The sequence below is a fragment of the Mycolicibacterium rutilum genome, assembly GCF_900108565.1.
Classification (GTDB): Bacteria; Actinomycetota; Actinomycetes; order Mycobacteriales; family Mycobacteriaceae; genus Mycobacterium; species Mycobacterium rutilum.
Genome location: NZ_LT629971.1, coordinates 3793743 through 3815528, shown reverse-complemented (window position 1 = coordinate 3815528; position 21786 = coordinate 3793743). Strand labels below are relative to the sequence as shown.

The window sequence follows — 21786 nt, the reverse complement described above, 5'->3', positions numbered from 1 at the left end:
CGCGTTTCCTTGATCCGCGTCGGATAAGTGGCCACTCGGCCCGATAGATCACCGCTTTTCGAGCGCCTCGGTGCGCGCGCTCATCGAGCGGCCGAGTTCGGCGACCTCGGCGTCCATCTTGGGCAGCAGCTCGGGCACCGACTTGAGCGTGGCGCGCTCCCCCAGCGGCGACGCCAGCAGCGGCTTGAGCCACCGCAGCAGACCGACGAACCGCGGACAGTTGATCTGCCGCTTGCGGGCCTCGATGCCGGCGACGAACAGCTCGCCGCACTTCTCCACCGAGGTGGTCTTGCCCAGCGGGCCGGGCAGTGAGTCGAGCATCTTGCGGGCGCTCGGCAGGTCCGAGCGGCTCTCCCGGACCAGCGGCGTGTCGACCCACAGCATGTGCGCCGACCCGACGTCGACGCCTTGGTGCGCAACCTCCAGGCGCAGGGCGTTGGCGAAGTGTTCGGCGGCCGCCTTGGAGGCGTCGTAGGGGGCCATGCCCGCGGAGGCGGCGTAGGCGGCGGCCGACGACACCACCAGCACGTAGCCGCGCCGCTCGATCACCGAGGGCAGCGCGGCGCGCACGGTGTGGAAGACGCCGACGACGTTGACGTCCATGATCGTCTGGAACGCCTGCGGGTCGACGCCGAGCACCGAGCCGTAGGTCGCGATGCCGGCGTTGGCCATCACGATGTCGATGCCGCCGAACCGTTCGACGCCCTTGGCGACCGCCGCCTCCATCGCCGCCAGGTCGCGCACGTCGGCGACCGCCGTCACCACCCCGTCCTCGCCGAACCGCGCGGCCACCTGGGCCAGCCGGTCGGCGTCCAGATCGGTGAGCACCAGCTTGGCGCCCTTGTCGTGCAGCCGGCGGGCCACTTCTTCGCCGATGCCGTTCGCCCCGCCGGTGATCAACGCGACTTTGCCGCTCAGTGAACTCATGGCGGTCAAGTTACCGGGTCACCCGCCGGGCCCGGTGTGGATCTACAGGCGGATGCCCAGCAGTGCGTCGGCGGCCGTCGCGACCAGCCGGCCCGCCTGCGGGTCGTGGCCGCCGTAGGTCAGCGCGTCGGTGGCCCAACCATCAAGCGCGGCAAGCGCTTTGGGGGTGTCCAGATCGTCGGCCAGGTACTGGCGGACCCGGGCGACGACGTCGGTCGCGTCGGGTGCGCCGTCGAGTGCGACCGCGGCGCGCCACCGGTCCAGCCGGTCCTGCGCTTCGGCCAGCACGGCGTCGCTCCAGTACCGGTCCTCGCGGTAGTGGTCGGCGAACAGCCCGAGCCGGATCGCGGCGGGATCGACGCCGTCGGCGCGCAGCCGCGACACCAGCACCAGGTTGCCGCGGCTCTTGCTCATCTTGTGGCCGTCCCAGCCGATCATGCCCGCGTGCACGTAGTGGCGCGCGAAGCGGCGCTCGCCGGTCACACATTCGGCGTGGGCGGCCGAGAACTCGTGGTGCGGGAAGATCAGGTCGCTGCCGCCGCCCTGGATGTCGAGGTCGGTGCCGATGCGGCTCAGCGCGATCGCCGCGCACTCCACGTGCCAGCCCGGCCTGCCCGGCCCGAACGGCGACGGCCAGCTCGGCTCGCCCGGGCGCTGCGCACGCCACAGCAGCGCGTCGAGTTCGTCGCTCTTACCGGGCCGCTCCGGGTCGCCACCCCGTTCGGCGAACAGCCGGCGCATCGTGTCGCGGTCATAGCCGGACTCGTAGCCGAACTGCGGGGTGGCGTCGGCGCGGAAGTAGACGTCGGGGTATTCGGCGTCATCGACGATGTAGGCGGCGCCGGAGGCGAGCAGCTTCTCGGTCACCTCGATCACCTCGGCGATGGCGTCGGTGGCCGCGACGTAGTCGTGCGGGGGCAGCACCCGCAGCGCCGCCATGTCCTCACGGAACAAGTCGATCTCGCGGTCGCCGAGGTCGCGCCAGTCGATGCCGTCGCGGGCGGCGCGCTCGAACAGCGGGTCGTCGACGTCGGTGATGTTCTGCACGTAGTGCACCCGGTGCCCGGCGTCGAGCCAGACGCGGTGCACGAGGTCGAACGCCAGATAGGTCGCGGCGTGGCCGAGATGGGTGGCGTCGTACGGGGTGATCCCGCAGACGTACATGGTGGCGGTCTCGCCCGCGGTGACCGGCCGGACCTGCCGGTCGGCGCTGTCGTAGAGGCGAAGCTGCGGACCCCGGCCCGGCAGCGCCGGAACCTCGGGAGCCGGCCACGTGTTCATAGCGTCGACTTTAGGCATCGCCGTGAGCGACAACGCGGGGGCCTGTTTCATTCCCCGGTTCACCGCCCGAAGCGGCTCCGGTAGGCCGACAGGATGCCGTCGAGCAGGGCCTCGCTCAGCTCCGGTCGACACATCAACAGGTCGGGCAGGTACGGGTCGGGCCGGTTGTAGATCAGCTCGGAGCCGTCCAGTCGCGTCGCGTGCAGGCCCGCGGCCTGCACGACACCGGCCGGCGCCGCCGAGTCCCACTCCCACTGACCGCCGGCGTGCAGATAGGCGTCGACGTCGCCGCGCACGACGGCCATCGCCTTGGCGCCTGCCGACCCGATCCGCACCAGCTGGATGTCCATCCGGTCGCGTAGCCACCACAGCACCGGCGGCGGCCGGTTGGCGCTGGCGGTGATCAGGATCGGCCCCTCCTTGCGCGGTGGCGGCGGGGCGACGGTGTCGGTGCGGTAGACCTCGTGGCGGGCGGGCAGCGCGACGGCGGCGTCGGTGATCCGCCCGTTGGGTCCTCCGTCGCGGCGCCACAGCGCGATGTGCACCGCCCAGTCGGTGCGCCGCGGCAGGGAGAACTCGTGGGTGCCGTCGACGGGGTCGACGATCCACACCCGGTCGGCGTCGACGCGCGCCAGGTCGTCGACGGCCTCCTCGGACAGCACCGCGTCGTCGGGGCGCGCGTCACGGAGGCGGTCGAGGATGAACTTGTTGGCCAGTTTGTCACCCGCGTCGCCGAGGTCGTAGGGGTCGTAGAAGCCGATCTCCTCGCGGACCCGCAACAGCATCTCGCCCGCGTCCGCGGCCACCTCGGCGGCCAGCGCCGCATCAGACTGCGTCATCGATCTAGAACGCCGGCCACGGGATGGGGCGGCGACGATCCGGCGTCGGCATGACCGGATCATTCAGCAGCCCAACGGTTCTCGACAGCAGCGCACCGATCTCCCGTTCGGTGATGTGCGCGCACAGCTCGTCGGCCAGCCCGTCGCGCAGCGCATCACGCAACGCCGCCACCGATTCGAGCGTCTGGTCGTCGACGGGTTTGCCGGCCCAGCCCCACAGCACGGTGCGCAGTTTGTCCTCGACGTGCAGCGTCACCCCGTGGTCGACGCCGTACACCCGGCCGTCGACGCCGCACAGGATGTGGCCGCCCTTGCGGTCGGCGTTGTTGACCAGCACGTCGAACACCGCCATGCGGCGCAGACGCTCGTCGTCGGCGTGCACCAGCGTCACCTCGTCGCCGGCGTAGTCGTAGGCCTGCAGGATCGGCAGGAACCCCGGCGGAACCCGCCCTGCGGGCAGCAGGTCCACCAGGTCCGGCCCGGTCGGCTGTTCCTCGTCGACCTCGTCACCGGGCTGATCCACCCACAGCTGCACCATGCCCTCGCCGGCCGGTCCGCCGCGAATGATGGTGTAGGGCACGATATTCCAGCCCAGCGCCGCCGACACCAGGTAGGCGCCGCGCTCGCGACCGGCCAGCGTGCCGTCCGGAAAGTCCCACAGCGGGGCCTCGCCGGCGACCGGCTTGTACACGCAATGCACCTGTCGCTCACCGAGACTGGCCTCACACAGGAAGGTCGCGTTGCTCGCCGACCGGATCCGTCCGATGACGGTCAGCTCACCGCGCTGCAGGATTGTGTCGGCGTCCCCGTCGCCGGACCCGCCCTCAGATGTCGACGTCATCGTCGGACTCGGCGAAGGCGCCGCGCCGGTAGCCGTTGGTGCGCACGCAGATGTGGCCTTCGGGGTCCAGTGGTTCGTCGCACAGCGGGCACGGCGGCCGGCCGGCGGAGATGACCCGGTTCGAGCGGGTGGCGAACTCGCGGGCGGACTCGGGGGTCAAGAAGACGCGCACCGCGTCGGGCCCGTCCTCGGCGTCGTCGAGCACCACCGACGCGTCGAACTCGGTTTCCGACACCGCGAGCAGCTCGACGACGACGGTCTGCGCCTCGGAGTCCCAGCCCAGACCCATGGTGCCGACCCGGAACTCCGCGTCGACCGGGGTGATCAGCGGGCTGAGGTCCTCCACCTCGCCGGTGTCGGGCGGGATCGGGGTGCCGAAGCGTCGGTTGATCTCGAGCAGCAGCGCAGCGATCCGCTCGGCGAGCACCGCAACCTGTTGCTTCTCCAGCACCACCGAGACCACGCGCTTGTCGTGGACGGCCTGCAGGTAGAACGTTCGGTTGCCCGGCTGGCCGACGGTCCCGGCCACGAAGCGGTCGGGTGTGCGGAAGACGTGAATTGCGCGGGGCATGGCACCTTCCAAAATACCGGCTGGGGGTCTTCGGCCGTAAATGCGACTACCCGGTGGAGCCGCCGACCACGGCATCCTCCGGCGGCACCTCACCCTGCTCGGCGCCGGACTGGCCGTCGGGCTGGGCGGGTTTCGGGATCAGGCCCGATGTGAGGTTCGCGCCCGTGTGGTTGACGTGGATCACAAACGGCCGCAGCGTGGTGTACCGGATCACGCTGACCGACGCCGGATCGGCGGTGATCCGCTGGAAGCTGTCGAGGTGGGTGCCCAGCGCGTCGGCGATGACGGCCTTGATGACGTCGCCGTGGGTGCACGCCACCCACAGCACGTCGCCGTCGTGTTCGGCGGCCAGCCGCCGGTCGTGGTCACGGATCGCGGCCACCGCCCGGGCTTGTACCTGGGCCAAGCCCTCGCCGTCGGGGAACACCGCGGCGCTGGGCTGCTGCTGGACCACCGCCCACAAGGGCTCCTTGACCAGTTCGCCGATCTTGCGGCCGGTCCAGGCGCCATAGTCGACCTCGGAGATCCGCTCGTCGACGACCGGGCTGAGACCCAACGCGTCGGCCAGCGGCGCCACGGTCCGTTCGCAGCGCAGCAGCGGCGAGCGCACGATGGCGCGGATCGGCAGCGACCCGATCCGCTCCACCACGGCTTGGGCCTGCTCGCGACCCTTGTCGTCGAGGTCGACGCCTTCGGAGCGGCCGGCCAGCGTGTGCGCGGTGTTCGACGTGGAGCGGCCGTGCCGCAGCAGCAGCACGGTCATGTCGCGGCCACCACCCCGGTGCCGAGCAGGATGAGCACGACGGTGCCCAGCAGCACCCGGTAGCCGACGAACCAGTACATGCTGTGCCGGACCAGGAACCGCAGGAACCAGGCCACCGCGGCGAAGCCGACGAAGAACGCGATCACCGTCGCCACCAACAGCTGCGGACCGCTGGCGCTCATCCCCTCCCCGACCGGGTTGAACGCGTCGGGCAGCGAGAACAGGCCGGAGGCGAACACCGCCGGGATGGCCAGCAGGAAACCGAACCGGGCCGCCAGCTCACGGTCGAGCCCGAGGAACAGGCCCGCGCTGATCGTCGCCCCGGACCGGGACACGCCCGGCAGCAGCGCCAGGCACTGCGCCAGCCCGACGATGATGCTGTCGCGGCACGTGAGCTGCTCGACGTGGCGGACCTGGCGGCCGAAGTACTCTGCGGCGGCGATGACGGCCGAGAACACGATCAGCGCGATCGCGATCGCCCACAGGTTCCGTGCGCCCGTTCGGATTTCGTCCTTGAACAGCAGGCCGAACACGCCGATCGGGATGGTGCCGATGATGACGTACCAGCCCAGCCAGTAGTCGGCGCTGCGGTGGGCCTTGACGAGCAGCCCGTTGAACCAGGCCTTGATGATGCGGCCGATGTCTTTGGCGAAGTACAGCAGCACCGCGAGTTCGGTGCCCAGTTGGGTGACGGCGGTGAACGACGCGCCCGCGTCGTGGGTGAAGAACACCCGCGACGCGATGGCCAGGTGCCCGGACGACGAGACCGGCAGGAATTCGGTTAGGCCCTGCAGGATCGCGAGTACGACAACTTGCACCCACGACATCGCCGGCACGTCCGTCACGACGACGACCGTACCGTGGGCGGGTGTTAGCGGCTGGCCCGCGCCACCGGCTGCGCGTCGGCGACCGCGTCGCGCACGGCCGCGCCGAGGCTGCGCCGGTCGGTGAGGTCGATGTCGGTCAGCTTGCGGCTGGCGACCGCGACCACGTCCTCCTCGAGCGGGACCGGACCGGTCAGCCGGGGCCGGTAGACCTCGACGCGCAGCTGCTGGCGCTCAACCTGGAACGAGAACGTCCGCCCGTCACCCACCTGGCCAAACCCGCTGGCGTGTACACCAGTGGTGATGTCCTCCAGAGCAAACGCCCCGGCGCCCAGTTCCCGGTCTGCGGCCAAGGTCATGATCGCACCCTACCGCCGGCCCACTCACCGGCTGGGAGGCCACGACGAGCGGCGCGAAATACACGGTGAACGGTCTGCCTAGACTGGCCGTTTGATCGATATCCGGAAGCCACGACCGAGAGCTACCCCGTGCCGCCCTGCCTAAACTCGCCGAACCGGCTCCTTCGCCCGATCCTGGCGACGCTGGCAATCACGCTGGTCAGCGCGTGTTCGAGCAATCCCGCCGAGGCGCCGCCGCCGACCATCGCCCCTGCGCAGGCCGCCGTGTCCCCGCCGGTCACCGGGCGGCCCGACGGTGAGGTGCGGCCGCTGTCCGCCAAGGCGCAGGCGGCGACGGTCGACGCGGCGACCGGCGCGTTGGCGGTGCTGGCGCCTGGGCCCGCGGAGGGGTCGGTGGTGACGGTGTTCGGACCCGACGGGGCCCGGCCGGTCGCGCTGCCGGGCCGGGCGGTCGCGCTGGCCGGCGACGGCGACGGCCGCGTCGTCGCCGCGACGCGGGGCGGCTACTACCGCATCGACCTGGCCGCGGGTACCGCCGACAAGGTCGAGGTCGAGGGGCACCAGGGCACCGAGTTCACCGCGATCGCGCGCCGCGCGGACGGTCGGCTGGTGCTGGGCAGCGCGGACGGCGCGGTCTACACGCTGGGGTCCGACACGTCGGTGACCGCCGAACTGAAGGTCTTCGCCCGCGTCGATGCGCTTGTCACACAGGGGAATACGGCGGTGGTGCTGGACCGTGCCCAGACCTCGGTGACGGCGGTGTCCGAGAACGGCGACAGTGCCGAGCAGGCGTTGCGGGCCGGCGAGGGCGCGACGACGATGGCCGCCGACGACGTCGGCCGGGTCCTGGTCGCCGACACCCGCGGGCAGGGCCTGCTGGTGTTCAGCGTCGACCCGCTGATCCTGCGTCAGCGGTATCCGGTCCGCGACGCCCCCTACGGTCTGGCCGGTTCGTCGACGCTGGCCTGGGTGTCGCAGACCGCGTCGAACACCGTCGTTGGCTACGATCTGGCCACCGGTATCCCCGTCGAGAAGGTGCGTTATCGAACCGTGCAGCAACCTGACTCTCTCGCCTATGACGAATCCTCTGGCACGCTGTACGTCGTGTCCGGATCCGGAGCGGGTGTGCAGGTGATCGCCGATGCCGCGGGCGGTCGCCCGTGAGCACGATCAACCACGGCCGGATGCCGAAGGGCTGGGACCAGGACCTCTCCGACGATTACGAGTGGATACCGCTGCGGCTGCCGCCGGACGTCACCCGCCTGAGCGCGTCGACGCGGCTGTCCATCGAGGCCGAGTACCGCGGCTGGGAACTGACCCGCGTGCGAGCCTACACCGACGGGTCCCGGCGGGTGCTGCTGCGGCGCAAGAAGACCGCCGCCGACCGCGCGGTCCTACCCGAGCAGCCCGCGCAGTGACCCGTTGATGTACCGCGCGCTGCGGCGGGCGCTGTTTCTCGTTGCGCCCGAACGCATTCACACCTGGATCTTCGCCGCGCTGCGGGCGGCCACGTATCTGTCCTGGCCGCGCCGCGGGCTCAAACGATGGCTGGGCCCGCGCGACCCGGTGCTGGCGACCACCGTGTTCGGGGTGCACTTCCCCGGACCGCTGGGCCTGGCGGCCGGGTTCGACAAGAACGGCAGCGGCCTGAACACCTGGGGCGCGCTCGGTTTCGGCTACGCCGAGGTGGGCACCGTTACCGCGCAGGCCCAGCCCGGCAACCCGGCGCCGCGGATGTTCCGACTGCCTGAGGATCGCGCGCTGCTGAACCGGATGGGGTTCAACAATCACGGCGCCGGCGAACTCGCGATCAAGCTGACCCGGCACGTCCCCGATGTGCCGATCGGGGTGAACATCGGCAAGACCAAGGTGACCCCGCCCGAGCAGGCGGTGCAGGACTACGCGGCGTCGGCCCGGCTGCTGGGCCCGCTCGCGTCGTTCGTCGTGGTCAACGTCAGCTCGCCGAACACGCCGGGACTGCGCGACCTGCAGGCCGTGCAGTCGCTACGCCCGATCCTGGCCGCCGTGCGGGCCGAGACCACCAAACCGGTGCTGGTCAAGATCGCACCGGACCTGTCCGATCAGGACGTCGACGAAATCGCCGACCTGGCAGTCGAATTGGGCTTGGCGGGCGTCGTCGCCACCAACACCACGGTCTCGCGCGAGGGGCTGGCCACACCGGGTGTTGCCGACCTCGGCGTCGGCGGGATCTCCGGGCCGCCGGTCGCGCGGCGTTCGGTCGAGGTGCTGCGCAGGCTCTACCGGCGCGTCGGTGACCGGCTGGCGCTCATCAGCGTCGGCGGGATCGAAACCGCCGACGACGCCTGGGAGCGGATCGTCTCCGGGGCATCGCTGCTGCAGGGCTACACCGGGTTCGTCTACGGCGGCGGGCTGTGGGCCAAACACATCCACGACGGCATCGCCCGCCGCCTGCATGACGAGGGTTTCACCTCGCTGGCCGAGGCGGTCGGCTCGGCGGTGCGCTAACTTTTCGCGCCGATTTCTACGCCAGGGTCGCGAAATCGTCGAATCGACGACCGCTGCGTAGATCTCGGCGAAACGGATCGCTACTTCTGCTCGTAGGTGGCGTGGATCATCGCCCGGGCGATCGCCTGCTGGAACAGGTTGAAGCCGAGGTACGCCGGAGTCGCGTCCTCGGGCAGGTCCAGCTTCTCGGCGCCGACGGCGTGCACGACGATGAAGTAGCGGTGCGGGCCGTGCCCCGGCGGCGGGGCGGCGCCGATGAAGCGCTTGGCGCCCGCGTCGTTGCGCAGGGTGATCGCGTCGCCGGGCAGGCTGCTGCCGTCACCGATGCCCTCGGGCAGTTCGGTCACGGTGGCGGGCAGGTTGGCCACGGCCCAGTGCCAGAAGCCCGAGGCGGTCGGCGCGTCGGGGTCGTAGACGGTGACCGCGAAGCTGCGGGTCTCCTCCGGGAAGCCCGACCACGTCAGGTGCGGGGAGATGTCGCTGCCACCGGCACCCATGATGCCGCTGACCTGATCGTTGCCGAACGGCTGGCCGTCGCTGATGGTGTTCGACGTCAACGTGAACGACGGCAACTCGGGCAGGAAGTCGTACGGGTTGTAATCAAACGCCATGACATGTCCTTTCGGTCGGATCAGCTGTGCAGAAGGAAGTGCTCGAGAACCTGGGTACCGAACCTCAACGCGTCGACGGGTACCCGCTCGTCGACGCCGTGGAACAACGCGCTGAAGTCCAGATCGGGCGGCAGCTGCAGGGGCGCGAAGCCGAAGCATCGAATTCCCAACTGCGCGAACGCTTTTGCGTCAGTTCCGCCGGAGAGCATGTACGGCACGATGCGGGCGTCGGGGTCGACCGACAGGATCGCGCCGTTCATCGCGTCGACCAGGTCGCCGTCGAAGGTGGTCTCGTACGACGGCAGTTCGGTGACCCACTCGCGCGTCACGTTCGGGCCGAGCAGCTCGTCGACCTCGCGTTCGAACGCGGCCTGGCGGCCGGGCAGGATGCGGCAGTCGACGATGGCCTCGGCCGACGCCGGGATCACGTTGGCCTTGTAGCCGGCCTTGAGCATCGTCGGGTTGGCGGTGTCGCGCAGCGTGGCGCCGACGATGCGCGCGATCGGGCCGAGCTTGGCGATCGCGCCGGGCAGATCCGGCGAGTCGACGTCGAAGGTGTAGCCGGTCTCCTCGGTGACGGCCTGCAGGAACTGGCCGACGGCGTCGGTCATCACCAGCGGGAACTCGTGGCGACCGAGTTTGGCGACGGCCTCGGCGACCGCGGTGACCGAGTTGCTGTCGTGGATCATCGAGCCGTGGCCGGCATGGCTGCGCGCGGTCAGCTTCATCCAGTTCATCGACTTCTCGGCGGTCTCGACCAGGTACAGCCGCCGCTCGCCGCCGTCCTTACGCGGGACGGTCAGCGAGAACCCGCCGACCTCCCCGACCGCCTCGGTGACGCCTGCGAACAGGTCGGGCCGGTGCTTGACCAGCCAGTGCGAGCCGAACTTGCCGCCGGCCTCCTCGTCGGACAGGAACGCGAAGACCAGGTCGCGCGGCGGGGTGATGCCGGAGCGCTTGAAGTGGCGTGCGATCGCGATCAGCATGCCGCACATGTCTTTCATGTCGACCGCCCCGCGGCCCCACACGTAGCCGTTCTCCACCGCCCCGGAGAACGGGTGCACGCTCCAGTCGGAGGCCTCGGCGGGCACCACGTCGAGGTGCCCGTGCAGCAGCAGCGCGCCGCGCGATCGGTCGGCGCCTTCCAGCCTTGCGAATACGTTGCCGCGGCCCGGGGCGCCGGCCTCGATGTATTCGGTGCGGTAGCCGACTTCCTCGAGTTGTTCGGCCACCCAGCGCGCGCATTCGGCCTCGCCCTTGGTGGTGGCGGGCTCGCCGGTGTTGGACGTGTCGAACCGGATGAGCGCGCTGACGAGGTCGACGACCTCCGCCTCGGCGTTGACGGGACCAGTCACGTCACCATTCGTACCATTGAGGTGGCCGCCTGGTTTGGGTGCGGCCCGTCTCATCCGATAGCCTTAAGCGCCCACAGCAGGTCCGAGTGGCGGAATGGCAGACGCGCTAGCTTGAGGTGCTAGTGCCCTATTAACGGGCGTGGGGGTTCAAGTCCCCCCTCGGACACAATTTCATAGCTGAAAAGGTAACAGAATCTCCTGCGACCTGCATCGGAGCGGATCATTTTCACTTGCTGACGCGAATCATCGTGTTGATGCGCTACGTCCGTCCCGCGGCGCGATGGAACGGAGCCCCACCTACTTATCTGTACGATTCAGCGCAGATCTCGTATTTTCGTTTTTTTCGTTTTAAGATGGGTTCATGAGCGTCCTCACCGAGCACACTGTGCTCCCACCCACAGGTGAAGCTCCCGACAGCCGAGACCTGGCCAGTGCCCTGGCCAGCGACCGCAAGTTCCACCTGGTCGACGAGTCCGGTCATACCTTCCCACTCACCGCTGAACTGCAGACGGTGCTCGCGCAGGCGCTCACTGCGCTAAGCGCCGGCCAAGCAGTGACGCTGGAATCCCTCGATACATTGCTCTCCACTCAAGAGGCAGCCAACTTGCTGGGCATCTCCCGGCCGACGTTGGTCAAGCTACTCGAATCCGGCGAGATCCCGTTCACCAAACCCGGCCGCCACCGCCGCGTACAGCTACAGCACCTGCTCGACTACCAACGTCTCCAGCGCGAGCACCGTGGTGAAGAACTCGCGACCATGACCGCCGAGGCGGCAGACGACGACGCCTACCGCGCCATCAACGGATTCACCAGGACCCGCTGAGCAGTGCCCAGAATCCGCGTCGTCCTCGATGCGTGCGTCCTACTGCCTTACCAACTCGCCGACCTACTCCTGCGACTGGCTGACGCCGAACTCTATGAACCACTCTGGTCGGAGGCGATCCTCGAAGAAGTCCACCGCAATCTCATCGGCACGTTTGGTGTCCCGACCGAGAAGGCCACGAAACGGTTGAACCACATGCGCTCAGCGTTCCCCAACGCCAACGTCACCGGCTACGAAAACCTCATGGACACGATGACCACCGAACCCAAAGACCGCCACGTCGCCGCAGCAGCAGTCCGCGGGAACGCCGCACTCATCGTGACCGCCAACATTCGCGACTTCCCACCCGACGCGTTGGAGCCCTACGACATCGAAGTAATCCACCCTGACGACTTCCTCCAAGACCAACTCGACCTGTCACCCGCATTGACGCTGGAATGTCTACAGCGGCAACGGACCGAATACACCCGACCGCAGTTCACCTTTACCGAGTTCTATCTGACCTTGGCCAAGACCGTCCCGGAGTTCGCCACACGCGCGGCGACAGCTGAGCGAGACTCCCTGCCCAGCGAAGGGCCGACGCCCCTTGAGATCGTCTCCGGTGCGGCGGCCCACCAAGCGTTCTTCCCCGACCACGAGCCAGATGCCACCGACCCGCTGGGAGCGGCCTACCTGTGGTGGGCTGCACTGCAGGACAGATCCGAATTGAACGACGTTCTGAAGGCGCTGACCTATCACCCACCCGCATGGGGCAATTACGAATGGGCCGATCAATCGTTGTCAGGCACCGGTCTCATGCAGTTCGTAGAGCGCTGCCCCGACGACGACACCATCGTCTACGTGAAATTCATGCCCAATGTTGACCACGCCATGCGTGCGTTCGGCGAGATACCGCTCGACGATGTCCGCATCTTGACAATGGTGCGTTGCCCCGACGGCTTGTGGCGAGCATGGGGACTGTCGCACAACCACTTTCCCAGTGCCGTCGAGGTTCATGGCTGACGACGGCGCGTAGGTGCGCACCACGGCATTGACGACCCATACCCCTGGATAGTGCGTTCGGCGATCATGTCAATCCCGTTCGTCATCGCCATCAACAACCGGTAGGCGGACATCGGCCTGCTGGCGCCGCAAACTCGGTCAGTCCGGACGCAGTTGAAAGACCTCAACCCGTGTCGTAAGTGGCCAAGTCCCCCCTCGGACACTCTTCATCGAACCGCATCGGCGCAGCTAGGAAGCGGTCATGCGGCGCTTGCGGCGGTGGCCGATTGGCCCTCTGGACACTAACCGCGATTTTCGCGTCCAGATTGACGGCCACCGCATCGAGGTCACTGTCGAACAGATCGGCGTAGATCCGAAGGGTGACGCTCGGATCCTTACGACCCAGCATCCGCGACACCGCAAGGGCATTCGCGCCTGAACTAACCGCCAGACTCACGCACGTATGACGCAGATCGTGCGGCCCAATTGAACCAACCCGTTTTGCCATCGTGCGGACGAGCGCGCCCCCGGATCGGTCCGCGATCGCCTCGACGCCCGATGAGCCGCGGGATGAGTCGATGATCAGAGCGCGTCGCAGCGTGGAGCCGGGTGCGCGCCTCCCGGGGTGGCGAGGCCGTTCCTATCGCGGACGAACCTGAGTGCGTCTTTCTACTTCGGTGTACCGATCCGGTGACGCGGGCGGATCGTAAATAGACAGCGACGCCATCCGTGGATAGAGGATCGCTGGACCGAGCCATCGAGCAACGAAGCGGCGCAACGCGAGCCCCTCACGCGGTGCCTCGCCAGGATCGGTCAGCATGGACTGCACCGTGCGCAAGGTCATCTCGGCAAGGGCACGGAGGGCGAGGGCATCGAAGCCGTGAAGTTCCCAATCGACCTCGAGCTGATGAAATGCGGTTAAGCAGACGGAGATTGCCGTGTCGGAGGATAGCGACGTGACGGGTTCGCCGTCATTTCGCGCCGTCAGCAGGCTTTCTAGCTGCGGATCGCCGACGAGGTTCTCGACTCCGAAAGCAACACACTCCACCACCACGGCCACCGGGTCTTCGAGGCCGCTGACGTGGTGGGCAACCTGATCAATGAATCCGTTGACAGCACGCATCCCGCTGGCCATGAGCAATGCGTCGGCATTGGGAAAGTAGCGGTACACCGTCTGGCGTGTGACCCCGAGCCTGCGGGCGACGTCGGCGAGACGTATCGTCGCTCCATTTTCGGCGACCTCCTCGTCTACCGCACTCAGGATGCGCGAAATCGCTTCCTCGTCTGAAGAGGGCGTCGAACCTGCCCAGCCGCGACTACGCACTGGCCGTCACCACCCTTGCGCTGGTGAACTCGATCGAAAGAGTCGACGGCCCGGTCATTCCCAGCAACGGCTTCCACGGAGCCGGACCAACGCGGTGAGCGTCCGGAAGGCGGCGCGTAAGGACCGTGAGTGCTTCCGCGAGTTCCCGGCGTGCGAGGTTCGCCCCTAGGCAGTAATGCGCGCCGCCACCGAAGGTGAGAATTGCGGGAACGTCGTTGCGCGCGATGTCGAAGCGATCCGCATCGTCATAGATCGCTGGATCCCGGTTGGCGGCGAAGGTGTTGACGACGACGAGCGTTCCCGCCGGGAACAAGAAGCCACCGAATTCGACATCGTCAGCGGCGGCTCGCGGCACGATGCAGGCTGCGGGCGAGTGGCGCATGCTTTCTTCTACGGCCTGCATCGCAAGCTCCGGTTGGTCGCGCAACTTCGCCCACTGGTCCGGATGCTCGCACAGAACCTGCACTGACGCCGACAATTGGTTTCGCGTCGTGTCCGTTCCGGCCATCAGGAATCCGGCCACCAGCATCCGGAGTTCGTCGAGGTCGAGCCGGTCGCCGTCACTTTCGGCACGGATTAGTTCGGACAGCAGGTCTTCCCTGAGGTTGTCTCGTCGGGCCGCGACCATACCGTCGACGTAGGCGTCGAGTTCGCTCCACGCGCGCATAATCGCGGCCTCGTCGAAGTTGACGTCAGGCTGGAAGTTGAGGGCCTTGAAAACCTCTTCTGTCCAGTCCGCGAACATCTGCCAGTCGTCGGGGGGCGCACCGAGCAGCGCGCAGATGATCGGGGTGGGGTACTGGTACGAGATGTCGGTCACGACGTCGCACCGTCCGGCGTCCGCGACATGGTCGATCAATCCGTTGACCACGTCGCGGATTGTGTCCTGAAGACGCGAGGTCGCACGAGGAGTGAACGCCTTGGATACCAGCTTGCGCAACCGGACATGCGCTGCGCCGTCCAGGCCCAGGAGGCTGTTCGCCATCTTGTCGAACAGCGGCCCCGATGTGATGCCTTGTGCTGCCAGGGTGACTCCGGGTGGTAGGCGGAATCTGTTGTCGCGCAGAAGGTCGCGAGCCAACTCATAGGACAGTATCTCCGGACCGAGCGGCCCGATTGCAATAGGTGAACGCGATTGCGCGTTTCGGACGTCCTCGAGGATGTCATGCGGAGTGGCGTTGAGGTCGTAGCTGAACGTGGGTAGGCCGGCGTCGAAGACGCTGGGAGCAGTGCTGTTCGCGTTCGTCAAACTCTCGCCTTCCACTCCCGCCGTCACGGGCGGATCTACGGACGTACTTGATGAAAGCGTATGACCACTGTGCACCGACGATCAATATTTGTCGGAATACTCCCAGCTAAAGAATTGAATGATTACTGCGATCATACGTTTTATTGATCAACGTCCGCACGTGTGGCAGACCATCCGGCACACCGTTGATGCGTCAGGTATGACGTCGCCTCCTACGATCAGGCGGTTCGTGAAGGGGACTGCGGCGCGCGGGCGGTCGAAACCCGACCGTGCGTCGACAGGCTCGCCGATGGACCGTGCCGGAAGGACTTGCCCCGGTTTTAGACCAGTGGTCTAATCGCAGGAGCGGGCGATGGTCCCCGTCATGCGCCCGAACCGTCGGCCAGTCACTTCGACGAAAGGTGTCTAGATGCGCGTAATGACAATCGACCCGACTCAGCGGACCCAGTCATTCGCCCGCGTGCTCGGACCCTTCATCGCCGTGGTACCCGCGATCGTCGCCATCAGGGCGGGAAGCCTCGGACAGTTGTCCAGCTTCTCGGCCGACCCGATGTGGCCATGGACATTGGGTGCACTCCTGTTCGGCAGCGGCCTGTTCATCGTTGCCTTCCACCAATATTGGCGCGGACCAGCTGCAGTGCTCATCTCGCTGTTCGGCTGGTTTCTGCTGCTTCGGGGTTTCGTGCTGCTAGCGGCACCACAACTGCTCATCGACGGCGCCGAGGCCGCCACCGCTACGCAACCCGCTATCGCCGTCGTACGGATAGCATTCGGTCTGCTCGCACTCTGCGGCGTGTATCTCACCTATGTGGGATGGATGAAGAGATCCGCCTGATTCGATGGTGCCATGCCGCGTGTAGTGAAACAGAAGGACATTCGACAGGTCGAGGTGCTCGATCAAGCACTGGCACTCTTCCTCGAATACGGTTATGACAATGTCAGTCTCAACGACCTCCTTGCCGTGTCCGGGACCTCGAAAGGCGCTTTCTACCACTACTTTCCGTCTAAAGAGGCGCTCGTCACCGCTCTGGCTGAGCGCAGCGCCGCCGAAGCCTTCGACAGGTTGAAACCGGTCTTCGAACAGGCCGGCGCGAACGCGCTCGAGCGGCTCAACGCCGGGCTCGCCGCGAGTTATGAGGTCAAGATGGCCATGGGGGCACCCGAACAGCTCGCAGCGATGGCGTCACTGCTGAAACCGCACAACCAAGCGCTGTTCGACCAGATCATCACCATCTGGGAGGACCTGTTCCGTCCCGTGCTCACCGAAGTGATCGCCCAGGGCGTATACGAAGGCGTCTTCGACACCTTCGATCCCGAGGGTGTCGGCGACATGATCCAGGGCTTCGCCGCCAGCATGCGCAAGACCCTGGTCGGCACGCTCAACGCACCCGATCCGACATCGCGACAGGAAATTCTTGATGTCTGCGTCAAGCGCCTCAAGCTCTACGGGATCGCGACGGACCGGATCCTCGGGTTGCCCGACGGGTCGACCGTGGTGCTGGACCGTAAGCAGGTCGAGGCAATGATCGCACTCCTGAGCCCGCAACCGCCTGACGGATCGGCGACCTGACTCCCCGGGTCAACAACTTTCCTTATTCTCAGATGCGGGGGACGAAGCGCACGAAAGGGATCTGCCTTCCCACCGCGCGGAAGTCCGCATCCGAACCGTCGACAGCGAACCCGAGCACGCGAGGCAGCATGAACCTCGCCGCGACGCGGTGACGCCCGGCGTAGTTCGCGAAGATCTCGGCACCATCCGCTGTGCTCAACTGAACCGCAGTCGCCTGAATCTTGCGATTGCGGATCTGGATGACGACGTTGGGCGTGCGCAGAATGTTTTGATACCACGCCGCACCAGTTCCCCAACCCGAGGCGACCACGTAGCTGCCGTCGCGCCGGTCATGCTCGACAACCTCGAGCACGACATGTCGTTCTTGTCCGGAGACGCGCCCTCTATGGGTCAGCAACAGCAGTCGCTCACCGAAAAGCCAGCCCAGCCGGGCTCGGTAGACGTAGATCGGGAATCGAAACAGTTTGCGGCTCAAACCGTGTGGCAGCGACGGTTTCCGGATCACGCGCATAGCGGCAATACTAGCACTATGCAATGATTGCACTTCACAACAATCAAAACAGCCCGGAGATACAGATGACCGAGCGTCGGGAGAAAGACCTCGACGACTCCGTGGATGCCATCACTGACGCTCTACTGACGGCTTCGCGGCTGTTGATCGGGATCTCGGCACGCTCGATCGCCACCGTCGACGAGTCGATCACGATCACCCAGTTCCGGACGTTGGTGCTCCTGGCATCACGCGGACCAATGAAGCTCGCAACCCTTGCCACACATCTGGACGTTCAGCCTTCGAGCACCGGCCGAATGGTGGATCGACTGGTGACCGCCGGATTGGTCGACCGCCGCCAGAACCCAGACTCACGTCGGGAGGTGGTCGTGTCATTGACGAACCGCGGGCAGCATCTTGTTCGCCGTGTCACCGTTCGCCGACGCGAACACCTTGCCCGAATCGTGCAGCAAATGGCGCCATCTCAGCGGCGTGGTCTCGTGCGCGCACTGACCGCCTTCACCGCATCGGGCCAAGAACCGGCCGCGGCCGACGGCCTGGGCGACCCCATGTTCACCGAGATCTAATACACGTCGCGCACGTAGCGTTTGGCCGCGACCAGTTCGCGCTTGTAGTCGTGTGCCTGTTCGTGCGACATCCCGCCGTGGGTCGAGATGATCGTCGTCAGGGCGGCGTCGACGTCCTTGGCCATCCGCGACGCGTCGCCGCAGACGTAGAGGTGTGCGCCGTCGTCGAGCCAGCGCCACACCTCGGCGCCCTGGTCGGTCATCTTGTGCTGGACGTACACCCGCGACGCCTGGTCCCGCGAGAACGCCAGATCGAGCCGGTGCAGCAGCCCGTCGCGGGCCATGTCCTCGAAATCGTCTCGGTAGTAGTAATTCTGGTCGCGGTGCTGTTCGCCGAAGAACAGCCAGTTGCGGCCGCGGTGCCCGAGGGCGCGTCGCTCCTGCAGGAAGCCGCGGAACGGCGCGACCCCGGTGCCCGGTCCCACCATGATCATCGGGATCGTGCCGTCCTCGGGCGGCCGGAAGTGCGGCGAGCGTTGCAGGAACACCGGCGCCGACGACGCCCGGTCGGCCAGGAACGTCGAGCACACCCCGCCGCGCGCGCCGCCGTCGGCGCCGCGGTAACGGACCACGGAGACCGTCAGCTGCGCCTCGTGCGGGCTGACCAGCGGGCTCGACGAGATCGAATAGCTGCGCGGCGTCAACCGGACCAGCACCTCGCGCCATTCGTCGGGATCGGCGTGCACGACGAACTCCTGCACCAGGTCCAGCCCGCTGCGACCCTGCAGCCACCGGTCGAGTTTCGGTTTCGGCGCCCGCAGCGCCTTCGCGTCGCGGCTGTGCTCGGCGATGAACCGCAGCAGGTCCGGGGTGATGCGGCAGAAGTCGTAGTGCGCCAGCAGCGCGTCCCGCCACGGCAGTTCCTCGCCGTCGACCTCGACCGGGTGGTGTGCGGGCACGCCGGTCGCCGCGAGCCAGGCGTCGACGACGGCCGGGTCGTTCGTCGGGTAGACCCCCAGCGAGTCACCGGCCGCGTAGGTCAGGTCGTGGTCGGAGATGTCGAACCCGAACTGGCGCACCTCTTTCCGCGAGTTCGGCCCCGTCAGCTCGACGTTGCGTGACAGCGGCACGACGACGGGGTTGGCGCGGGTGAACGGCTCGGCGGCGCGCACCGGCGCGGGTGTGCCCGTGTCGAGGCCCGGTGTGAGCAGCGCGACCACGTCGTCGGCCCACTGGCGGATCGGCGCGTCGTCGTGGGCCTCGCAGTCGGCGCGGTCGAGTAGCCGGGTGCCGCCGAGTTCGGCGAGGCGGGCGTCGACGGCCCGGCCGTGTCCGCAGAAGTCATCGTAGGACCGGTCCCCGATGCCCAGCACCGCGTACCGCACGCCGGTCAGGTCCGGCGCCTCCGACGCGGCCAGCCGCGTCCACAGCCCCGCACCGTTGTCGGGAGGGCCGCCGTCGCCGAAGGTGCTCGTGACCACCAGCACCTCGCGGGCGGCGGCGAGAGCGGCCGGCGAGATGTCGTCCATGCTCACCAGCCGGGCCTGCGGTAACCGCACGGCGAGTGCCGCCGCGACGCCTTCGGCGGTGCCGGTCTGCGAGGCCCACACCACCAGCGGACCGTCGCCGGCCGGCGCGGTCTCGGGGGCACGCTCGGCGACCAGTCCGTTGATCCACTGCCGCACCGCGACGCTCACCGGCGCCGATTCCGGCAGTATGGGAGCCTCGGCCCACGCCGCCTCCAGGCCGCCGAGAAAGCCTGCGACATACAATGATTCGTCGTCGGTGAGGGTCGGCGACGCGACCGGCCGCACGTTGACCGCGCACACCTTGAACTCCGGTTGCAGCGAGTCGGGGTCGACGGCGTCGCTGGTCACCGCGTTGACCGTGAGATCGGTGCCGTGCGCGTCGTTCCAATGGAACGGCGCAAAGCACTGGCCAGGGCGGACCCGGTCGGTGACTCGCGCCGGCAGTACCGCGCGGCCGCGGCGGGAGGTGATCTCCACGCGCTGGCCGTCGTCGATGTCGAGCGCACGCGCGTCGTCGGTGTGGATCTCGACGAACGGGCCGTCGTCGAGCCGGTTGAGGGCCTCGACGCGGCCGGTCTTGGTCATCGTGTGCCACTGGTGTTGCAGCCGACCGGTGTTGAGCACCAGCGGATAGTCGTCGTCGGGCAGTTCGCGCGGGTCCAGGTGCGGCCGCGGGTGAAAGATCGCGCGCCGCGACGGGGTCGGGAACGCCAGTCGCGGGGCGTGCCCGTGCTCGTCGACGAAGTGGTCCTGGCTGACGCCGTCGTTGAGGTACCGGATCGGGTGACGGTCGGCCTCATCGCCCGGCGGGCACGGCCACTGCAGCGGAGTCTGCCGCAGCCGCGCGTAGGTCGCGCCGCGCAGGTCGTAACCGGTCTTCGGATTCCAGAACCGGCGGATCTCGTCGAAGATCTGCTCGCTGCTCGTGTAGGCGAAATCCTCACCGAAGCCCAGGTGTGCGGCGATCTGGCTGATCAGCTGCCAGTCCGGGCGAGCTTGTCCCGCTGCGGGAATCGACTGCGGCAGCAGCGTGAGGTTGCGTTCGGAGTTGACCATGACCGCGTCGGCCTCGGCCCACAGGGCGGCGGGCAGCGCGATGTCGGCGTATGCGTTGGTGGCCGTCGCGCGGTAGGCATCCTGGGTGATGACGAGTTCGGCGGCCTGCAGGCCCGCGATGACGGTGGACCGGTTGGCCACCGTGGCAACGGGATTGGTGCAGATGATCCAGCAGGCCTTGATGGCGCCGTCGGCCAGGCCCTTGAACATCTCGATGGTTCCCGGGCCGACCTCGGCGCGGATGGTGCCGGGTGGCAGACCCCACTGCCGCTCGACGAAGGCGCGGTCGTCGGCTGACAGGACCGACCGCTGGCCGGGCAATCCCGGTCCCATGTAGCCCATCTCGCGTCCGCCCATCGCGTTGGGCTGCCCGGTCAGCGACATCGGCCCACTGCCCGGCCGGCAGATCGCACCGGTGGCGAGGTGCAGGTTGCAGATGGCGTTCGTGTTCCAGGTGCCGTGGGTGCTCTGGTTGAGGCCCATCGTCCAGCAGCTCAGCCACTCCCCCGCGTCGGCGATCATCCGTGCGGCCGTGCGGATGTCGTCTTCGGCCAGCCCGGTGATAGCGGCGACGCGCGCGGGGGTGTAGTCGGCCAGGAACGCCGGCATCGCCTCCCAGCCCTCGGTGTGCTCGGCGATGAAATCGGCGTCGATGTCGCCGGATTCGACCAGCAGATGCAGCAACCCGTTCAGCAGCGCCAGGTCGGTGCCGGGCCGGATCTGCAGAAACAGGTCGGCGCGCTCCGCGGTGGCGGTACGGCGGGGGTCGACGACGATGAGCTTGGCGCCGCCCTTGAGCCGGTCAGCCATCCGCAGGTACAGGATCGGATGGCAGTCGGCCATGTTGGACCCGATGACGAAAAACAGGTCGGCGCAGTCGAAGTCGGTGTACGACCCGGGCGGGCCGTCGGCGCCGAGGGACTGCTTGAACCCGGTGCCCGCGCTGGCCATGCACAGCCGCGAGTTGGATTCGATGTGCACGGTGCGCAGGAACCCTTTGGCCAGTTTGGTGGCCAGGTACTGCGCCTCGATGGACATCTGACCCGACACGTACAGCGCGACCGCGTCGGGCCCGTGTTCGTCGACGATGGCCCGCAGCCGCCGCCCCGCCTCGGCCACCGCGTCGTCGACCGAGGTGGGCACCGGTTCAGCGCCACGAGAGGGACGCACCAGCGCGGTCGTCAACCGCCCGTCGTCGGCGCGCATCATCTCGGCGTGGGTGGCGCCCTTGGTGCACAGCCTGCCGAAGTTGGCCGGATGCAGCTTGTCTCCAGAGACCCGGGCGATGACGGGCACGCCGGTCGCCTCGTCGGTCGCGGTGTGCACCTCGACACCGCAACCCACGCCGCAGTACGAGCACGCCGAGCGGGTCACCATCG

Annotated in this window: 22 protein-coding genes and 1 tRNA gene; 9 read left to right on the top strand and 14 right to left on the bottom strand. The window is 67.7% G+C overall.

Going from position 1 to position 21786, the window contains the following annotated elements; translation table 11 throughout:
• Window positions 1-48: 48 nt before the first annotated feature.
• The 8 genes from BLW81_RS18505 to BLW81_RS18470 are packed head-to-tail and all read right to left on the bottom strand — an operon-like array spanning window position 49 to window position 6405.
• On the bottom strand, window positions 49-927 hold the full coding sequence (locus BLW81_RS18505; RefSeq protein WP_083408432.1) for an SDR family oxidoreductase: 879 nt from the start codon (window positions 925-927) through the stop codon (window positions 49-51).
• 42 nt (window positions 928-969) lie between these two features.
• On the bottom strand, window positions 970-2208 hold the full coding sequence (gene mshC, locus BLW81_RS18500) for a cysteine--1-D-myo-inosityl 2-amino-2-deoxy-alpha-D-glucopyranoside ligase (RefSeq protein ID WP_083408431.1): 1239 nt from the start codon (window positions 2206-2208) through the stop codon (window positions 970-972).
• 59 nt (window positions 2209-2267) lie between these two features.
• Complete coding sequence (locus BLW81_RS18495; protein WP_083408430.1) at window positions 2268-3047, bottom strand: 3'(2'),5'-bisphosphate nucleotidase CysQ; 780 nt, start codon at window positions 3045-3047, stop codon at window positions 2268-2270.
• Window positions 3048-3051: 4 nt separating this feature from the next.
• Window positions 3052-3888 (bottom strand): Rv2133c family protein, encoded by an 837-nt coding sequence (locus BLW81_RS18490; protein ID WP_157897744.1) that lies wholly within the window; start codon window positions 3886-3888, stop codon window positions 3052-3054.
• Window positions 3872-4459, bottom strand: coding sequence for an Rv2134c family protein (locus BLW81_RS18485; protein ID WP_083408429.1), 588 nt, complete (start codon window positions 4457-4459; stop codon window positions 3872-3874). The genes BLW81_RS18490 and BLW81_RS18485 overlap by 17 nt, the downstream gene beginning before the upstream one ends.
• A 46-nt stretch (window positions 4460-4505) precedes the next feature.
• A complete protein-coding gene (locus tag BLW81_RS18480) occupies window positions 4506-5222 on the bottom strand; it encodes a histidine phosphatase family protein (RefSeq protein WP_083408428.1) in 717 nt (238 codons plus the stop codon).
• Window positions 5219-6049 (bottom strand): undecaprenyl-diphosphate phosphatase, encoded by an 831-nt coding sequence (locus BLW81_RS18475; protein ID WP_083410640.1) that lies wholly within the window; start codon window positions 6047-6049, stop codon window positions 5219-5221. The genes BLW81_RS18480 and BLW81_RS18475 overlap by 4 nt, the downstream gene beginning before the upstream one ends.
• 44 nt (window positions 6050-6093) lie before the next feature.
• Complete coding sequence (locus tag BLW81_RS18470; RefSeq protein ID WP_083408427.1) at window positions 6094-6405, bottom strand: hypothetical protein; 312 nt, start codon at window positions 6403-6405, stop codon at window positions 6094-6096.
• Between the two features lie 129 nt (window positions 6406-6534).
• On the opposite strand from BLW81_RS18470, the gene BLW81_RS18465 reads away from it, so the two are divergent.
• The 3 genes from BLW81_RS18465 to BLW81_RS18455 are packed head-to-tail and all read left to right on the top strand — an operon-like array spanning window position 6535 to window position 8892.
• Window positions 6535-7569 carry a hypothetical protein gene (locus BLW81_RS18465; protein WP_197680329.1) on the top strand — a complete coding sequence of 345 codons (1035 nt, stop codon included), beginning with the start codon at window positions 6535-6537 and terminating at the stop codon, window positions 7567-7569.
• A gap of 20 nt (window positions 7570-7589) precedes the next feature.
• Window positions 7590-7823 (top strand): DUF5703 family protein, encoded by a 234-nt coding sequence (locus BLW81_RS18460; RefSeq protein ID WP_083410639.1) that lies wholly within the window; start codon window positions 7590-7592, stop codon window positions 7821-7823.
• Window positions 7824-7830: 7 nt separating this feature from the next.
• Window positions 7831-8892, top strand: a complete 1062-nt coding sequence (locus BLW81_RS18455; RefSeq protein ID WP_083408426.1) for a quinone-dependent dihydroorotate dehydrogenase — start codon at window positions 7831-7833, stop codon at window positions 8890-8892.
• Window positions 8893-8972: 80 nt separating this feature from the next.
• On the opposite strand, the gene BLW81_RS18450 is transcribed toward BLW81_RS18455, so the two are convergent.
• A complete protein-coding gene (locus BLW81_RS18450; protein WP_083408425.1) occupies window positions 8973-9503 on the bottom strand; it encodes a YbhB/YbcL family Raf kinase inhibitor-like protein in 531 nt (176 codons plus the stop codon).
• A 20-nt stretch (window positions 9504-9523) separates the two neighbouring features.
• Complete coding sequence (locus BLW81_RS18445; RefSeq protein WP_083408424.1) at window positions 9524-10912, bottom strand: M20/M25/M40 family metallo-hydrolase; 1389 nt, start codon at window positions 10910-10912, stop codon at window positions 9524-9526.
• 26 nt (window positions 10913-10938) lie between these two features.
• Between BLW81_RS18445 and BLW81_RS18440 the strand changes: the two genes are divergently transcribed.
• The 3 genes from BLW81_RS18440 (at window position 10939) to BLW81_RS18430 (ending at window position 12683) form a co-directional block, all read left to right on the top strand.
• Window positions 10939-11024: transfer RNA gene (locus BLW81_RS18440), tRNA-Leu, on the top strand.
• A gap of 195 nt (window positions 11025-11219) precedes the next feature.
• Complete coding sequence (locus BLW81_RS18435) at window positions 11220-11681, top strand: helix-turn-helix domain-containing protein (RefSeq protein ID WP_083408423.1); 462 nt, start codon at window positions 11220-11222, stop codon at window positions 11679-11681.
• Window positions 11682-11684: 3 nt separating this feature from the next.
• Entirely contained in the window at window positions 11685-12683 is a 999-nt protein-coding gene (locus tag BLW81_RS18430) for a VapC50 family PIN domain-containing toxin (protein ID WP_197680328.1), read from the top strand.
• A 619-nt stretch (window positions 12684-13302) separates the two neighbouring features.
• Here BLW81_RS18430 and BLW81_RS18420 read toward each other — a convergent pair.
• Together BLW81_RS18420 and BLW81_RS18415 are read right to left on the bottom strand one after the other, a co-directional pair.
• Window positions 13303-13986, bottom strand: a complete 684-nt coding sequence (locus tag BLW81_RS18420) for a TetR/AcrR family transcriptional regulator (RefSeq protein ID WP_083408422.1) — start codon at window positions 13984-13986, stop codon at window positions 13303-13305.
• Window positions 13979-15262 (bottom strand): cytochrome P450, encoded by a 1284-nt coding sequence (locus tag BLW81_RS18415; RefSeq protein ID WP_235632032.1) that lies wholly within the window; start codon window positions 15260-15262, stop codon window positions 13979-13981. The genes BLW81_RS18420 and BLW81_RS18415 overlap by 8 nt, the downstream gene beginning before the upstream one ends.
• 382 nt (window positions 15263-15644) lie before the next feature.
• Between BLW81_RS18415 and BLW81_RS18410 the strand changes: the two genes are divergently transcribed.
• Together BLW81_RS18410 and BLW81_RS18405 are read left to right on the top strand one after the other, a co-directional pair.
• A complete protein-coding gene (locus tag BLW81_RS18410; protein WP_083408421.1) occupies window positions 15645-16070 on the top strand; it encodes a hypothetical protein in 426 nt (141 codons plus the stop codon).
• Window positions 16071-16082: 12 nt separating this feature from the next.
• Complete coding sequence (locus BLW81_RS18405; RefSeq protein WP_083408420.1) at window positions 16083-16805, top strand: TetR/AcrR family transcriptional regulator; 723 nt, start codon at window positions 16083-16085, stop codon at window positions 16803-16805.
• A gap of 28 nt (window positions 16806-16833) precedes the next feature.
• On the opposite strand, the gene BLW81_RS18400 is transcribed toward BLW81_RS18405, so the two are convergent.
• Window positions 16834-17316, bottom strand: coding sequence for a nitroreductase family deazaflavin-dependent oxidoreductase (locus BLW81_RS18400; protein WP_083408419.1), 483 nt, complete (start codon window positions 17314-17316; stop codon window positions 16834-16836).
• 65 nt (window positions 17317-17381) lie between these two features.
• Here BLW81_RS18400 and BLW81_RS18395 point away from each other — a divergent pair, with 65 nt between their 5' ends.
• A complete protein-coding gene (locus BLW81_RS18395; protein ID WP_083408418.1) occupies window positions 17382-17882 on the top strand; it encodes a MarR family winged helix-turn-helix transcriptional regulator in 501 nt (166 codons plus the stop codon).
• Here BLW81_RS18395 and BLW81_RS18390 read toward each other — a convergent pair.
• The gene (locus BLW81_RS18390) at window positions 17879-21784 is read right to left on the bottom strand and encodes a bifunctional nitrate reductase/sulfite reductase flavoprotein subunit alpha (protein ID WP_173839644.1); all 3906 of its coding nucleotides are present in this window, start codon (window positions 21782-21784) and stop codon (window positions 17879-17881) included. The two genes, BLW81_RS18395 and BLW81_RS18390, sit on opposite strands and share 4 nt — an antisense overlap.
• Window positions 21785-21786 lie beyond the last annotated feature (2 nt).

Coding starts and splice junctions, on each gene's coding strand:
- BLW81_RS18505 (WP_083408432.1), bottom strand. CDS start 927: ATGAGTTCACTGAGCGGCAAAGTCGCGTTGATCACCGGCGGGGCGAAC.
- mshC (WP_083408431.1), bottom strand. CDS start 2,208: ATGAACACGTGGCCGGCTCCCGAGGTTCCGGCGCTGCCGGGCCGGGGT.
- BLW81_RS18495 (WP_083408430.1), bottom strand. CDS start 3,047: ATGACGCAGTCTGATGCGGCGCTGGCCGCCGAGGTGGCCGCGGACGCG.
- BLW81_RS18490 (WP_157897744.1), bottom strand. CDS start 3,888: ATGACGTCGACATCTGAGGGCGGGTCCGGCGACGGGGACGCCGACACA.
- BLW81_RS18485 (WP_083408429.1), bottom strand. CDS start 4,459: ATGCCCCGCGCAATTCACGTCTTCCGCACACCCGACCGCTTCGTGGCC.
- BLW81_RS18480 (WP_083408428.1), bottom strand. CDS start 5,222: ATGACCGTGCTGCTGCTGCGGCACGGCCGCTCCACGTCGAACACCGCG.
- BLW81_RS18475 (WP_083410640.1), bottom strand. CDS start 6,049: ATGTCGTGGGTGCAAGTTGTCGTACTCGCGATCCTGCAGGGCCTAACC.
- BLW81_RS18470 (WP_083408427.1), bottom strand. CDS start 6,405: ATGACCTTGGCCGCAGACCGGGAACTGGGCGCCGGGGCGTTTGCTCTG.
- BLW81_RS18460 (WP_083410639.1), top strand. CDS start 7,590: ATGCCGAAGGGCTGGGACCAGGACCTCTCCGACGATTACGAGTGGATA.
- BLW81_RS18455 (WP_083408426.1), top strand. CDS start 7,831: ATGTACCGCGCGCTGCGGCGGGCGCTGTTTCTCGTTGCGCCCGAACGC.
- BLW81_RS18450 (WP_083408425.1), bottom strand. CDS start 9,503: ATGGCGTTTGATTACAACCCGTACGACTTCCTGCCCGAGTTGCCGTCG.
- BLW81_RS18445 (WP_083408424.1), bottom strand. CDS start 10,912: ATGAGACGGGCCGCACCCAAACCAGGCGGCCACCTCAATGGTACGAAT.
- BLW81_RS18435 (WP_083408423.1), top strand. CDS start 11,220: ATGAGCGTCCTCACCGAGCACACTGTGCTCCCACCCACAGGTGAAGCT.
- BLW81_RS18410 (WP_083408421.1), top strand. CDS start 15,645: ATGCGCGTAATGACAATCGACCCGACTCAGCGGACCCAGTCATTCGCC.
- BLW81_RS18405 (WP_083408420.1), top strand. CDS start 16,083: ATGCCGCGTGTAGTGAAACAGAAGGACATTCGACAGGTCGAGGTGCTC.
- BLW81_RS18400 (WP_083408419.1), bottom strand. CDS start 17,316: ATGCGCGTGATCCGGAAACCGTCGCTGCCACACGGTTTGAGCCGCAAA.
- BLW81_RS18395 (WP_083408418.1), top strand. CDS start 17,382: ATGACCGAGCGTCGGGAGAAAGACCTCGACGACTCCGTGGATGCCATC.
- BLW81_RS18390 (WP_173839644.1), bottom strand. CDS start 21,784: ATGGTGACCCGCTCGGCGTGCTCGTACTGCGGCGTGGGTTGCGGTGTC.